The sequence below is a fragment of the Blautia sp. 1001283B150304_161114_C9 genome, assembly GCF_015668165.1.
Lineage (GTDB): Bacteria > Bacillota > Clostridia > Lachnospirales > Lachnospiraceae > Blautia_A > Blautia_A wexlerae.
Map to the genome: position 1 here is coordinate 1 of NZ_JADPGO010000021.1, position 15,330 is coordinate 15,330.

Annotated in this window: 11 protein-coding genes; 10 read left to right on the forward strand and 1 reads right to left on the reverse strand. The window is 42.5% G+C overall.

Annotated elements, in window-relative coordinates; genetic code table 11:
• Nucleotides 1–180 (forward strand): hypothetical protein (locus I4V44_RS11370; RefSeq protein ID WP_196002730.1); only part of this gene is annotated, 180 nt, incomplete at its 5' end.
• A gap of 173 nt (nt 181–353) precedes the next feature.
• On the opposite strand, the gene I4V44_RS11375 is transcribed toward I4V44_RS11370, so the two are convergent.
• A complete protein-coding gene (locus I4V44_RS11375) occupies nt 354–1,766 on the reverse strand; it encodes an alanine/glycine:cation symporter family protein (protein ID WP_118575105.1) in 1,413 nt (470 codons plus the stop codon).
• A 350-nt stretch (nt 1,767–2,116) separates the two neighbouring features.
• Between I4V44_RS11375 and I4V44_RS11380 the strand changes: the two genes are divergently transcribed.
• From I4V44_RS11380 to I4V44_RS11420, 9 genes are all read left to right on the forward strand, one after another.
• Nucleotides 2,117–3,361 carry a serpin family protein gene (locus tag I4V44_RS11380; RefSeq protein ID WP_196002731.1) on the forward strand — a complete coding sequence of 415 codons (1,245 nt, stop codon included), beginning with the start codon at nt 2,117–2,119 and terminating at the stop codon, nt 3,359–3,361.
• Nucleotides 3,362–3,611: 250 nt separating this feature from the next.
• Nucleotides 3,612–6,242 carry a DNA mismatch repair protein MutS gene (gene mutS / locus I4V44_RS11385; RefSeq protein ID WP_243280268.1) on the forward strand — a complete coding sequence of 877 codons (2,631 nt, stop codon included), beginning with the start codon at nt 3,612–3,614 and terminating at the stop codon, nt 6,240–6,242.
• Nucleotides 6,243–6,248: 6 nt separating this feature from the next.
• Nucleotides 6,249–8,300, forward strand: coding sequence for a DNA mismatch repair endonuclease MutL (gene mutL / locus I4V44_RS11390; RefSeq protein ID WP_196002732.1), 2,052 nt, complete (start codon nt 6,249–6,251; stop codon nt 8,298–8,300).
• A 20-nt stretch (nt 8,301–8,320) separates the two neighbouring features.
• Nucleotides 8,321–9,265 carry a tRNA (adenosine(37)-N6)-dimethylallyltransferase MiaA gene (gene miaA / locus I4V44_RS11395; protein WP_196002733.1) on the forward strand — a complete coding sequence of 315 codons (945 nt, stop codon included), beginning with the start codon at nt 8,321–8,323 and terminating at the stop codon, nt 9,263–9,265.
• A gap of 95 nt (nt 9,266–9,360) precedes the next feature.
• The gene (locus I4V44_RS11400; RefSeq protein ID WP_008703188.1) at nt 9,361–10,635 is read left to right on the forward strand and encodes a methionine gamma-lyase family protein; all 1,275 of its coding nucleotides are present in this window, start codon (nt 9,361–9,363) and stop codon (nt 10,633–10,635) included.
• A complete protein-coding gene (locus I4V44_RS11405) occupies nt 10,632–11,822 on the forward strand; it encodes an NAD(P)/FAD-dependent oxidoreductase (protein WP_173702293.1) in 1,191 nt (396 codons plus the stop codon). The genes I4V44_RS11400 and I4V44_RS11405 overlap by 4 nt, the downstream gene beginning before the upstream one ends.
• The gene (locus I4V44_RS11410; RefSeq protein WP_196002734.1) at nt 11,819–13,414 is read left to right on the forward strand and encodes an NAD(P)/FAD-dependent oxidoreductase; all 1,596 of its coding nucleotides are present in this window, start codon (nt 11,819–11,821) and stop codon (nt 13,412–13,414) included. The genes I4V44_RS11405 and I4V44_RS11410 overlap by 4 nt, the downstream gene beginning before the upstream one ends.
• A 149-nt stretch (nt 13,415–13,563) precedes the next feature.
• Nucleotides 13,564–14,283 (forward strand): RadC family protein, encoded by a 720-nt coding sequence (radC, locus tag I4V44_RS11415; protein ID WP_196002735.1) that lies wholly within the window; start codon nt 13,564–13,566, stop codon nt 14,281–14,283.
• 22 nt (nt 14,284–14,305) lie between these two features.
• Nucleotides 14,306–15,319: a rod shape-determining protein gene (locus I4V44_RS11420; RefSeq protein WP_022379976.1), complete on the forward strand. Its 1,014-nt coding sequence runs from the start codon at nt 14,306–14,308 to the stop codon at nt 15,317–15,319.
• The last annotated feature ends 11 nt before the right edge of the window (nt 15,320–15,330 follow it).

Below are 15,330 nucleotides of genomic sequence, written 5' to 3' on the forward strand. Positions count from 1 at the left end.
TATCCGGTTAAGAAATATGTGAAACGTACAGAAGGCAAAAATACCGTAACTGTAACCTTTACAAACGTAAAGAAAGGCAACTGGTATGTGACAGTACGTTCCTGGAATAGAACCTCCAAGAACAAGTCCAGAGTTTACAGTCCATATTCCACAATGAAGAAATTCAAGACAAAGAAATAGCTTCTCTTTCTTAGATGTTACAGTGAAATGATAAAACATGATATCATCTGAATATATAAAAGCAGGGCAGAAACAGTTTTAATGCTGTTTCTGCCCTGCTTTTGTCTGATTTCAATGGGAATTTTTTACATTGCATTTTTGTCTTTCCGTCTGGGATTTTTATTAACTATTGGTTAGTTTTTTTCATTCCAGTAATCTGTTTTTTGCTTCAGATCAATATTTTTACTGAAAAATACAGGATTCTTTTTCTGCTGAATCTGTATTTCGTAATCTTTTAATGTTTTTACTACAGTATTGGACAGTATCAGGATCACCGGAATGTTGATCAACGCCATTACCCCCATTAATACGTCGGAGATATGCCACAGTAATGTCATTTCCATACCTGCACCCCAAAATACCGCCAATGCTGATACAATGCGAAATCCTGTCATAAATTTCCTGTCCGGTTGTTTTTTATGAATATAAGTCAGCAGATTGTCACAATAGAAACAATTTCCCAATAATGTGGTGAAAGCAAATAATACCATGGCGATCATGATAAAATATGGGCCAAAAGAACCAAGTGTCTTGTGAAGTGCTGCCTGCACCCATGGTGCACCCTGAAGTTCTTTTGCAGGTATCACACCAGATACCAGACACATCATGGCAGTTGCAGTACACAATAATAATGTGTCGATAAACACAGACAACATTTGTACAAGTCCCTGCTTGACCGGATGGCTGACTACTGCAGACGCTGCTGCATTTGGTGCAGAACCAATACCTGCTTCATTGGAATACAGACCTCTTCGGATTCCCTGCATCATGGCCGATCCGGCAAAACCGGCAAAAATGGCTTTAAAGTCAAATGCTTCTTTGAAAATCTGTGCCATGACTGACGGAAGCTGTCCGATGTTCAATACTACGACCAACAGAGATACCAGAATATATGCAATTCCCATAAATGGAACCAGGGTAGAGGTTACTTTCACAATTCTGTTACCGCCACCCAGCAGACACCATCCCATTACCAGTGACAGAATTCCTCCAATGATCCAGGGCGTAATCTCTGCATTGTAAAATGGCTGGCTGGCAAAGGTAGACTGAAGATTGTAAGAAGCCAGCATATTAAATCCAAATGCATAAGTTAGGATCATGGCTATACAGAAAACCACAGCCAATTCTCTGCTGTGCAGTGCTGCTTCTATATAATAAGCTGGACCACCATAACACCTGCCATCTTCCCCTTTTTTCTTATATATCTGTGCCAGTGTGCTTTCTGCTAAAGCTGATGCACTGCCAAGAATGGCAATGATCCACATCCAGAATACGGAACCTACACCACCGATGCAGATAGCGGAAGATACTCCCACAATGTTGCCTGTCCCTACACGAGATGCTGTAGAGACCATCAGTGCCTGAAAGGATGACACACTTTCTTTTCCCTCTGGCTTCTCCATTACAGCATTACAGGCTTTCCGGAATAAACGTACCTGCGGAAATCTGGTCCGAATAGTAAAATAGATACCGGAACCAATTAATATCACAATCAGCAATTTGCTGTAAAGAAATGTGTTGATTGTGTCAATGATCGTTTCGAACATAAATTCTCCTCTCAACAGAATTTTTATCATAAGTTACTGTTCTGTACATGACAGATACATCGGGCAAAAAACCCAGATTATTACTATGATACAATATTTTTGCTTCTTTGAAAAGGAAATCTTTCATTGCATAAAAATTACAGTTGGAGCTTTTTGATATAATTATCCAAAAAAATGGAAAAGTAATTCCTATCGAGATCAAGCGGGATAAGCTTACTTTGTCATTCCTGATACGGAATCCCCTAACACCAATGTACCTGCAATGTTGAAGGTATTCTATTTTCCACAGATTACAGAACCGAAAGAAAAATATGTTAAACTAAAAAAAATGCCAGAGGAGGAAATGCCTTATGATAAGAAAACAACTCTTAATCGGAATACTGGCAGCTATGACTGTCGCACTGCCAGCTGTCGGCATATATGCCGGTTCCGCAAAAGCCAGTGAAATCCAAAGCAGCAATGAAGACACGGTGTCCGGTAATAAAGGAGCCAGTATCGACAAAGTCGTGACATTACAGAATTCCGTAAAAATGACAGACCAAATCTCTGCGGCAGTCAATGGGGAAAATATTATGTTCAGTCCCACAAGCCTTAATTTTGCGCTGGGCATGATCGCAGAAGGTGCAAAAGGAGAGACAAAAGAAGTTCTATGTAATTACCTGGGAACCGATGATTTTGCATCCTATGCAAAGGAATATCTGAACAAGATTAAAGAATATAATACTGAAGATGAGAGTTACGGATATACGTCAAAATTAAAGATTGCAGATGCAGTCTGGGTGGATAATAATCTGACATTACAGGAAGAATTTAAAAATTCAGTAACGAACGGTTTTGGGGCTGAAGTGGAAAATGTAGATTTTTCCGCTGCCGAGAAAACATGCGGTATCATTAATTCCTGGTGTGACAAAAATACGGAAGGGCTGATCCCGAAAATCATAACCCCGGATCTGATCAATGATACTACCGGACTGTGCTTAACTAATTCACTATATTTTGAGTCCGGATGGAGTGGAGAACCCTGGAATGTTTCTGATACAGAAGAGAAGTTTGGAAATAATGAAAAGACAAAATACATGACCAGTGCCGGAGACAGGTATTATGAAAATGATAAGGCAACAGCATTTGACAGGGAGTATGCAAACGGACTGAGTTTTGTCGGAATCCTGCCTGTCGATGAAGGCGATTTTACACTTGAGGATCTGGATATTGGTGGACTTCTGAAATCTCAGCCAGAGTATGACGAAGTACAATGTAAGATGCCAAAACTTGATTTTGAGACTACCGCCATCCTAAATGACATACTCTCAGGCCTGGGGCTTGATAATATATTTTCCAGCAACGCTGATTTCTCCGGTATTGCAGACAAAAATGTAAATGTAGATACGATACTGCAGAAAACAAAACTGGAACTGGATGAAAACGGCACGAAAGCAGCAGCAGTGACAGCAGTTATCATGGAATGTATGTCAGCTGTAGAGGAGAAAGAACCAGTTATCAAAAATGTGGAACTCACTCGTCCTTTTGCCTTCCTGATCTATGACAGGAGCAATGACGAAATGCTATTTATGGGAAAAGTAATGACAGTTTCCTGATGAAAAGGGGATGCCATGCGTGGCATCCCTCTTCATGAATTATTTTTTTTTCTCAAAATAAACAAAACGGTCAATTGCATCCAGAATAGGGGGTGGAATTTAAAGTTTCATTTTAGGGATAGAATAAATGTTTATACTCTATCTTGCATCTTCTATTTATTCATGTTAAAATCTTAAGATGTCAAAAATACAATATATACGAGATAAAAAACAGCAGTGAGCTGTTATGAAGATAGGAGATAACAATTAAATGGCAATGAGTCCGATGATGCAGGAATACTGCAAGACAAAGGAACAATATAAAGACTGCATTTTATTCTACCGTCTGGGAGATTTTTATGAAATGTTTTTTGATGATGCATTACTTGTCACCAGGGAACTGGAGATTACCCTTACAGGAAAGGACTGCGGATTAGAGGAGAGGGCACCCATGTGTGGTGTCCCTTATCATGCTGCGGAGACTTATATTAATCGTCTGATCGAGAGAGGACATAAGGTAGCGATCTGTGAGCAGGTAGAGGATCCTAAAAAAGCCAAAGGACTGGTAAAGCGTGAGGTTGTAAGGATCGTAACCCCAGGAACCACACTGGATGCTGCTGCTCTTGATGAGACAAAGAATAATTACCTGATGTCTATTGTGTCTATGGAAGAACATTTCGGATGCGCTATTGCAGACATTACAACAGGTGACTGTTTCCTTACTGAGGTGGACAAACCTCAGAAACTTCTTGATGAGATCAATAAATTTGTTCCTGCAGAGATTATCTGTAATGATTCTTTTTATATGTCCAATATAGATACAGATGACTTGCAGAACCGTCTTGGGATTTGTGTTTTTTCATTGGATTCCTGGTATTTCGATGACGAGTTGTGCCGCCGCACACTAAAAGATCATTTTCATGTAGGTTCTCTGGATGGACTGGGCGTTGGTGATTATGACTGCGGGATCATTGCAGCAGGAGCACTTTTCCTTTATCTGAAGGAAACACAGAAAACCGCGCTGTCCCATATGGCGACGATCCGTCCGTATGCAGCAGAAAAGTATATGCTGATCGACAGCTCCAGCCGCAGGAATCTTGAACTTGTAGAAACATTACGTGAAAAACAGAAAAGAGGTTCTCTTCTCTGGGTACTGGATAAGACAAAGACTGCCATGGGTGCCAGAACACTTCGCAGTTATGTAGAACAGCCATTAATCGACAGAGATGAGATCGAGGAACGTCTTGAGGCGTTGGAAGAGTTAAATAAAAATGGAATGCTTCGCGACGAGATCAGGGAATATCTGGGACCTGTCTATGATCTGGAACGACTGATCAGTCGTATCAGTTATAAGTCAGCTAATCCGCGGGATCTGATCGCTTTTGCTTCTTCACTGGAAATGCTTCCATATATAAAACAGGTATTAAAAGAATTTAAGACTCCCCTGCTTCAGAAAATTTATGAAGATATGGACTCTCTGGAAGATGTAACAGATCTGATTAAACGTGCCATCGTGGAAGATCCGCCTCTTGCACAGAAGGATGGCGGTATTATCAAAGAAGGTTATAATGAAGATGTAGATAAATTCCGCCGCTCCAGAACAGATGGCAAAAAATGGCTTTCCGAACTGGAAGCAAGGGAACGTGAGCGTACAGGTATCAAGACAATGAAGATTAAATATAATCGTGTATTTGGTTATTCACTGGAGGTTACCAATACATTTAAAGACCAGGTACCTGACAACTATATTCGTAAGCAGACACTTTCTAATGCAGAACGTTACATTACACAGGAATTGAAGGAATTGGAAGATTTAATTCTTGGTGCAGAGGACAAGCTTTATGCGCTGGAATATGAATTATTCTGTAATGTGCGTGATACTGTCGGTAAAGAGGTTGTGCGTATTCAGAAAACAGCCAAGGCAGTAGCCGCATTAGATGTGTTTGCTTCTCTTGCACTGGTTGCAGAACGAAATCATTTTGTGCGTCCAAAAACAAACACAACAGGTGTGATTGACATCAAGAATGGCCGTCATCCGGTTGTAGAGCAGATGATTGAGAACGATATGTTTATTGCAAATGATACATATCTGGACAACCATAAAAAAAGGGTATCCATTATCACAGGCCCAAATATGGCAGGTAAGTCTACATATATGAGACAGACTGCCCTGATCGTACTGATGGCACAGATTGGAAGCTTTGTCCCTGCTGAAAAAGCAAACATCGGAATTGTTGACAGAATCTTTACTCGTGTTGGTGCATCGGATGATCTGGCAAGCGGTCAGAGTACCTTTATGGTGGAAATGACAGAGGTTGCGAATATTCTGAGAAATGCCACTTCCAGAAGTCTTCTGATCCTGGACGAGATCGGACGTGGTACCAGTACATTTGACGGTCTTGCAATTGCATGGGCAGTGATCGAGCATATCAGCAATACGAAGCTCTGTGGCGCCAAAACATTATTTGCTACTCATTACCATGAGCTTACTGAACTGGAGGGCAAGATTCCGGGAGTTAATAACTACTGTATTGCTGTCAAGGAAAAAGGGGACGATATTGTATTTCTGCGTAAGATCGTTCAGGGCGGCGCAGACAAAAGTTATGGTATCCAGGTTGCCAAGCTTGCCGGTGTTCCGGATTCTGTGATCCAGAGAGCAAAGGAACTGGTGGAGGAACTGAGTGATGCGGATATTACGGCAGCAGTAAAAGACCTGACATCTGCGAAAAAGAAAAAGCCTGTATACGATCAGATGGATATGGCACAGATGTCTCTGTTCGATACAGTTAAGGATAACGATATCATTGATGAGATAAAAGGTCTTGATATGGGGAATATGACTCCTATCGAGGCAATGAATACACTTTATAACCTACAGAACAAGATTAAGAACAGATGGTGATAAAAGTTGAGAAAAATTGCAGTATTAGACCAGCAGACCATAGATAAGATCGCTGCCGGTGAGGTAGTGGAACGTCCGTCCTCCATTGTAAAGGAGCTTGTGGAGAATGCAATTGATGCAGGAGCAACTGCTGTAACAGTGGAGATCACAGACGGTGGCAAAAAGATGATACGTATCACAGATAATGGCGGGGGTATGGAAAGAGATCAGGTACCCCTGGCATTTTTGCGTCATGCCACCAGTAAGATTGAGAAGGTTGAGGATCTGGAACACATTGCGTCTCTTGGATTTCGCGGTGAGGCTTTGTCCAGTATTGCCGCTGTTGCACAGGTGGAACTGATCACAAAAACCCCATCTGCATTAAGCGGAGTCCGCTATGTGATCAATGGTGGTGTACAGGAGTCTTTAGAGGATATGGGGGCTCCGGAAGGAACTACTTTCCTGGTAAGAAACCTTTTTTATAATACACCTGCAAGAAGCAAGTTCCTGAAATCAGATACTACGGAAGGAAATTATGTCAGCACTTTGATGGAACAGCTGGCATTGTCCCATCCTGAGATTTCTTTTAAATATATCCAGAATAAACAGGTGAAGCTTCATACTTCCGGAAATTACAATGTAAAAGATGTGATCTATAATATATATGGAAGAGATATTACCAAAGCACTTCTTGAAGTATCCTACGAGAATGATTTCATGAAGATTGAGGGTTTTGTGGGAAAACCGGAGATTTCCAGAGGCAACCGTACTTTTGAGAATTACTATATTAACGGACGTTTTGTAAAAAACAGGATTATTGCAAAGGGAATCGAGGATGCCTATAAGGGATTTCTCATGCAGCATAAGTTTCCTTTTGTTTCTCTTCATATCCAGATGGAGGGAAATGATCTGGACGTAAATGTACATCCAAGCAAGATGGAGGTACGTTTTGCAAGAGGAACGGAAGTTTATGATGCAGTTTATGAGACAGTCCACAAGGCTCTTACTACAAGAGAAATGATCCAGACAGTGCCTTTTGGAAAAGAAGAACCGATTAAAAAGCAGCAGCCTGTGGTAAAACCGGGGGATGTACCGGAGCCATTTGAAACCAGACGTCGAGCTGAAATTCCGGAGTATCGTCCACAGACTGTAAATACAGCTTCCAGGGTTTCTGAGCATACCGCACTACCACGAGGAACTGTTACAATGGCAGAACAGGCAGTGCGTGAACAGCAGATCTATCAGACCAGGGATCCTCTTACCAAGGCAGAGGAACAGCTTTTTGAGGGAACACTAAGCGAGAAAAAGAATGAAGAACAACCGGTATTTTCAGAGACAAAGCAGGAAATTGCAGAACAGAAAACTGCAGAATATCTGAAGACTGCTGTGGATTCAGAAGGAAACAGAAAACAGATAGAACAAAACAAAAATGTAATATCAGAAGAAATCAGACCACAGCAGCTGGAATTATTTGAGGAAAAACTTCTTGCTCCTGAATCCCGAAGCCGTCATCAGCTGATCGGACAGATTTTTGATACTTACTGGCTTGTTCAGTTTGAGGATAAATTTTTTATTATCGACCAGCATGCGGCACATGAAAAGGTTTATTATGAACGTTTCGTAAAAAGGTTTCGTGAGCAGACAGTAGAATCCCAGTACCTCAGCCCGCCGCTGATCGTATCCCTGAATCTTCAGGAAGAAGCTCTTCTTAAGGCTAACCGTAAGTATTTCGAGGATTTTGGATTTGAGATTGAACCATTTGGCGGTAAGGAATACTGTATCAATGCAGTCCCGGCCAATCTGTACGGTCTTACGGAGGAAGAACTTTTTCTGGAAATGCTTGACAATCTTGCTTCTGAGAAGGATAAAGATCCACTTGGAATCTTTGCTTCCAGACTGGCCACCATGGCATGTAAGGCTGCGGTAAAGGGAAATCACCAGATGTCCGACCGGGAAGCAAATGCCTTGATCGATGAACTGCTCACACTGGAGAACCCCTATCACTGTCCTCATGGAAGACCGACGATTATTTCCATGACTAAAACAGAACTGGAAAAGAAATTTAAACGTATTGTATAGTTTATATATAAGGAGCTATTATGAAAAAGCCACTGATCGTTCTTACAGGACCGACGGCAGCAGGAAAAACCCATCTATCCATTGCACTTGCGAAAGCAGTAAACGGAGAGATCATTTCCGCTGATTCCATGCAGGTCTACAAATATATGGATATTGGCTCGGCTAAGATCCGGCCGGAGGAGATGCAGGGAGTAAAGCATTATCTGGTAGATGAACTGCTGCCTGAGGAAGAATTTCATATCGTGAAATTCCAGCAGATGGCAAAAGCTGCCATGGAAGAAATTTATGCCAAGGGGAAAATTCCTGTTCTGGTAGGAGGAACCGGATTTTATATACAGGCTATTACAAAGGATATTGATTTTACTCAGGCCGAGCAGGAAGACGGATACCGTCAGGAGCTGGAACAGCTTGCTGCAGAGAAGGGAAATGAATATCTGCATCAGATGCTTTTGGATGTTGATCCTGTCAGTGCCGGGGAAATCCACGCCAATAATGTGAAACGTGTGATCAGGGCACTGGAGTTTTATCATCAGAACCAGTCGCCGATCTCTGCACATAATCAGGAGCAGAAGGAACATGAAACCCCTTATAATCTGGCATATTTTGTGCTGAATGTACCAAGGGAACTTCTTTATAAACGGATTGATGACCGTATTGATGAGATGTTAAAAGAGGGACTCCTTGAGGAAGTGCAGAAGTTAAAAGATATGGGATACCACAGGGGGATGGTTTCCATGCAGGGACTTGGATATAAAGAAATCCTTGCATATCTGGATGGCGAGTATCCGTTAGAGGAAGCGGTCAGGATCCTGAAAAGAGATACCAGACATTTTGCAAAACGCCAGCTGACCTGGTTTCGCAGGGAGAAGGATACCATCTGGATGAATAAGGATGAATTTGACTATAATGAAGACAGAATCCTTGATGAAATGCTGAAGGTATGCAGGGACAGAGGAATTTTATAACCGAATTTTTCTTAAAAATCACTGATACAGAATAAGTGAAATTCAGAGATAAAATAAAGATAATAATGCAAACAGAAATGAGGACGAAACAAATTATGAAAGAAATGTACGCACAGCTTGGGATTTCTTCAGAGGTTTATGACTTTGGTCATAAGATTGAGGAATCTTTAAAAGAAAGATTTGAAAAATTTGATAAAACGGCAGAATATAACCAGATGAAGGTGCTTCTTGCCATGCAGAAAAATAAAGTAAGCGCAGAATGCTTCGGAAGTTCTTCCGGTTATGGATATGACGATATTGGCCGGGAAACACTTGAAAAGGTTTATGCAGATACTTTCCATACGGAAGCCTGTCTGGTACGCCCGCAGATCACATGCGGAACTCACGCGCTGGCCATTGCCTTATTCGGTAATCTCCGTCCGGGTGATGAACTTCTGGCACCTGCCGGAAAGCCTTACGATACTCTGGAAGAGGTAATCGGTATCCGCCCGTCAAAAGGTTCTCTCGCAGAATATGGAGTAAGTTACCGTCAGGTAGAACTGTTGGAAGACGGGACCTTTGATTATGACAGCATCCGTAAAGCAATCAATGAAAAAACACGTCTTGTGGAGATCCAGCGTTCCAAAGGATACCAGACACGTCCGTCTTTCTCTGTAAAGCAGATTGGAGAGCTGATTTCTTTTGTAAAGAGTATTAAACCGGATGTGATCTGTATGGTGGATAACTGCTACGGTGAGTTTGTAGATACCATTGAGCCAAGTGATGTGGGAGCTGATATGATTGTTGGTTCTCTGATCAAAAATCCGGGTGGCGGACTTGCGCCTATCGGCGGTTATATTGCAGGTACTAAGGAGTGCGTGGAGAATGCTTCTTACAGAATGACCTGTCCCGGACTTGGCAGTGAAGTAGGCGCAACTCTGGGAGTCAACCGTTCTTTCTTCCAGGGATTTTTCCTTGCACCAATGGTTACCAAGGGTGCGTTAAAGGGAGCTGTGTTTGCGGCAAATATTTATGAGAAACTTGGATTCCCGGTAATCCCGGATTCCACAGAGCCACGTCAGGACATCATTCAGGCGGTAAGTCTTGGCACACCGGAAGGTCTGATCGCATTCTGTAAGGGTATTCAGGCAGCAGCACCGGTTGACAGTTATGTAGATCCGGAGCCATGGGATATGCCCGGATATGACAGTCAGGTTATCATGGCAGCAGGTGCTTTTGTACAGGGCTCTTCCATCGAGCTTTCTGCAGATGGTCCGATGAAGCCTCCATATGCAGTGTATTTTCAGGGAGGACTTACCTGGGAACATGCAAAACTGGGTGTTCTGATGTCCCTGCAGAAAATGGTTGATAAAGGACTTGTAACTTTATGAAAAAAAGACAGGTAGTGATCACAGGAGCAGGAGCCTGTGGACTGATGGCAGCGATCATGGCGGCCCGAAACGGGGCAGCAGTCACTGTTCTGGAACAGAACGAGAAACCCGGAAAGAAAATCTGTGCTACAGGAAACGGCAGATGTAATTTTTCTAATCTTGCAAGACCGGATGATGCATACAGAGGCGAACATCCGGAATTTGTCGAAGATGCACTCAGAGAGTTTTCTGTCGAGAATACCATTGAGTTTTTCAAAGAGATAGGAATCTATCCTTTAAACAGGAACGGCTATCTTTATCCGAGAAGCAATCAGGCGCAGAGTGTTGTAGATGTACTGTGTATGGAGGCTGCCAGTCTGGGTGTGAAAATAAAGACAAACGAACAGGTTACAGAAATAAAAACTGGGACAAATGGAAAGAATTTCCAAATCCTGACAAAAGGATGGCACTATGATGCAGATGCACTGATACTTGCCAATGGATCCCGGGCATCTTCTGTTTCAGGTTCAGACGGCAGCGGATATATGCTGGCAGAGAGCTTTCAGCACCGCATTGTCCCGGTTTATCCGGCACTTACTGCCCTGAAGTGTAAAGGTTCTTCTTTTAAGGCATGGGCAGGCGTACGTACAGAAGGAGAGATTTCTCTTTTTACAGATGGGAAATTCTGTAAATCTGAACATGGCGAGCTGCAGCTTACAGAATACGGAATCTCCGGAATCCCAGTGTTTCAGCTCAGCACTTATGCAGTACGTGCAGTCAGAGAAGGACATAAAGCAGAGCTCCGCATTAATTTCATGCCGGAGCTGTCAGAAGAAGAATTAAAGAAACTTCTGTATGCACGAAAGAAGGCATGTCCCTATAAAAAAGAAAAAGAACTCCTGGTGGGACTTTTCCCGGAAAAGCTTATCAAAATCCTTATATCACAAAAACAACTGGTTTCTGCTATAAGGGAATTTCCTCTTGAAGTGCAGGATGGTATGTCATTTTCACAGGCACAGGTCTGCTCCGGGGGAGTAGATACCTCACAGGTAAATTCTCAAACCATGGAGTCAAAGCTCTGTAAGGGTCTGTATTTTGCAGGGGAGCTTCTAGATATTGACGGTACATGCGGCGGATATAATCTGCAATGGGCATGGAGCAGCGGCGCAGTGGCCGGCAAAAATGCCGCAAAGGAGGAGAAAAATTGATTCGAATTTCACAGCTGAAACTTCCGATCACACATACAAAGGCACAGCTCGAAAAAAAGATTGCAAAAACATTAAAAAATCCCGGAAACAGTTTTACTTACGAAATAAAAAAGCAATCTCTGGACTGCAGACACAAAAATGACAAAATCTTTGTATATACTGTAGATGTAACGATCAGAGATGAACAGAAACTCGCCAAAAAAGTTAACAATAACAATATTATGTTAACCAAAGAGAAACCATATGAATTTCCCTCTCCGGGTGAGACACCTCTTTTACATTCTCCCGTTATTGTGGGAAGTGGTCCTGCAGGACTTTTCTGCGGATGGTATCTTGCGAAAGCCGGATATTGTCCAATAATACTTGAACGCGGAGAAAAGGCTGAGAAACGTCAGAAAACAGTAGAGAATTTCTGGAAAAATGGTGTTCTTGACCCTGAGTCCAATGTACAGTTCGGAGAGGGCGGCGCCGGCACCTTTTCCGACGGAAAGCTGAACACGCTGGTAAAAGATCCTTACGGACGTAATCATGAGGTACTGAAGCGTTTCGTAGCTGCCGGCGCACCGGAAGAAATTATTTATCAGCAGAAGCCACATCTGGGAACGGATGTACTGGTTGGTATTGTTGAAAAAATGCGTCATGAAATCGAAGAAATGGGAGGAAAATTCTGCTTCCGTTCCAAGGTGACAGATCTGATTTTTGAGAACAATACATTAAAAGAAATTGAGATCAACAATGATAAGAGAATCCCTGCACAAGTCTGTGTACTGGCACCAGGACACAGTGCAAGAGATACTTTTGAAATGTTACAGAAACGTGGTGTTTATATGGAGCCAAAGTCATTTGCAGTGGGGCTGCGTATTGAACATCCTCAGGAAATGATCAATATGGATCTTTATGGAGAGCCTGAGAATGAATTACTTGGTGCAGCCAGCTATAAAGTAACCCATAAGTGTGCAAATGGCAGAGGTGTTTATTCTTTTTGTATGTGTCCGGGCGGATATGTTGTAAATGCATCCTCTGAACCCGGTCGTCTCGCAGTGAACGGAATGAGCTATCAGGCACGTGATTCCAGAAATGCAAACAGTGCCATGATCGTCACAGTCACACCAGAAGATTTCCCGGATAAAGGAGTTCTTGGCGGCGTAGAATTTCAGCGTGATCTGGAGAAAAAAGCATGGGAGCTCGGAGAAGGAAAAATTCCTGTTCAGCTGTTTGGTGATTTTTGCAAAAATCAGGCAAGTGAAGCATTAGGAGAGGTTACTCCCTGTATGAAGGGAGAATATATACTGACAAATGTACGCTCTGTTCTGCCAAAAGCAGTAGGCGATTCTATTGAAGAAGGTGTCAGAGCCTTCGGAAAACGAATTTCCGGATTTGACAGAGAGGATGCACTGCTCAGTGGTATTGAAAGCCGTACTTCTTCTCCTGTAAGAATCGTACGTGATCAGGAGCTCACAGCAAATATGGCAGGAATTTATCCATGTGGCGAAGGTGCAGGTTACGCAGGCGGAATCACAAGTGCTGCCATGGATGGAATCAAAGTTGCTGAGACTGTATGCCGAAAATATGCGGCTATAAAAAACAATTGATCTCTTAAGCGGGATATTACCGATAACCAGTAACCCAGTAACCATAAAGTTCACATAAAAATCAGAGAGGAGAGTGTACATCTCTCCTCTTTTATGCTAGAATATAATTTGCAATTTGCCCAGAGGCTTTAGAGAGCACAGGCAGACTTATGAATAATGCAAATAATATTATGAAGCAGCTTCCCAGGGAACAGCGGCCGTATGAGAAATGCTTTATGCAGGGTGAGGGTTCATTAAATGACACTGAACTGCTGGCAGTAATCCTGCGCAGCGGCACTTCAGGAAAGAATTCACTGGCACTTGCACAGGAGATCCTGAAATTTATGGAGTCGTCCTCCTATCCCGGCCTTATGGGGCTTATGCATGTATCTGTACAGGATCTTATGAAGATTCATGGAATCGGACAGGTAAAAGCAGTACAGTTAAAATGCATTGGAGAACTTTCCAAAAGAATTGCCAAGGCTGCTGCCAGACCGCAGATAGTTATGAACAATCCCTCCTCCATAGCAGCTTATTATATGGAAGAACTCCGCCATGAAGAGCAGGAACTGGTGATCTGTATGATGTCAGATGTGAAAGGACATTTTCTGGGAGATAAGATACTGACCCGGGGAACTGCAACCGGTTCGCTGGTAACACCAAGGGAAATCTTCATGGAAGCCCTGCGCCGCCATGCAGTCAGTCTGATATTGATACACAATCATCCAAGTGGTGATCCTACACCAAGTCCGGATGACTTACAGATCACAGCCAGGATTTATCAGGCGGGGGAACTGCTGGGAATACATCTGCTGGATCATATTGTGATCGGGGATCAGAGATACTGCAGCTTCAGAGAAGAAGGATTATGGAATACATATACAGAATAAGGCAACAACAAAGGGGCAGAATATGCTATTTGAGAAAACATATGGAATAGATTTGGGAAGCAGTTCCGTAAAAGTCTATTCTTTTTTCAGAAACAAAACTTATATCGAGAAAAATATGATCGCGTCCAAGGGACACACGATCATTGCAATGGGAAATGAAGCATACGATATGTTTGAGAAATCCCCCACAGATATTACGGTTACTTCGCCAATGACATTTGGCATGATCGCTAATCTGGAACTTCAGGAGATTGTTCTTTACAGTATGATCCGAAAGATCGATCATATCCTGGGATTTGGCGCAACAATGTATTTTACTGTTCCTCTGGATATGACTGCGGTTGAGAAACGGGCATATTTTCATGTGGCGAATGGTCACTGGTTAAAGAAAAATCGCGTATTTATGGTAGAGGCACCCATTGCAGATGCCATTGCCATGGGTGTCAATCTGGAAGATCCGGAAGGAAATATGATCGTAAATATCGGTGCACAGAGTACAGAAGTATCGATCATCACCGGAGGAAAGATCATTATCAGCAGGAAAATACCGCTTGGCGGCAGACAGATGAATGAATCTGTCTGCAGTGAAATACGTAAAAGATATAATCTGCAGATTGGCACAAGGACTGCCAAGAGGCTTAAGATGGTCATGGGACGCCTCAGTGATCCGAAAAAGGAAGTACGTAAGGTTGTAGGAATTGACTGTATTTCCGGACTGCCAAGAGAAGAAATCATTTCTTCTTATGTGGTAAATGACGGTATCATGAACTGTCTGAATGAGATTGCGGCAGAGATGAAAACATTTCTGGAGCGAATTCCTCCCCAGATTTCCTACCATATTGCGAAACAGGGGATTTACATAACCGGAGGCAGTACCAGACTTCCTTATATTGATAAATACCTTGCCAGTTATACAGGATTCACCTTTAATCTGTCAGATTTTTATGAAACCTCGGCAGTTACAGGTCTGGAGAAAATAATCAGAAATAAAGAACTGCGTGAATGGGCAGTACCGGTTACGCAGAGAAAACTATAATTTTTAGGGGT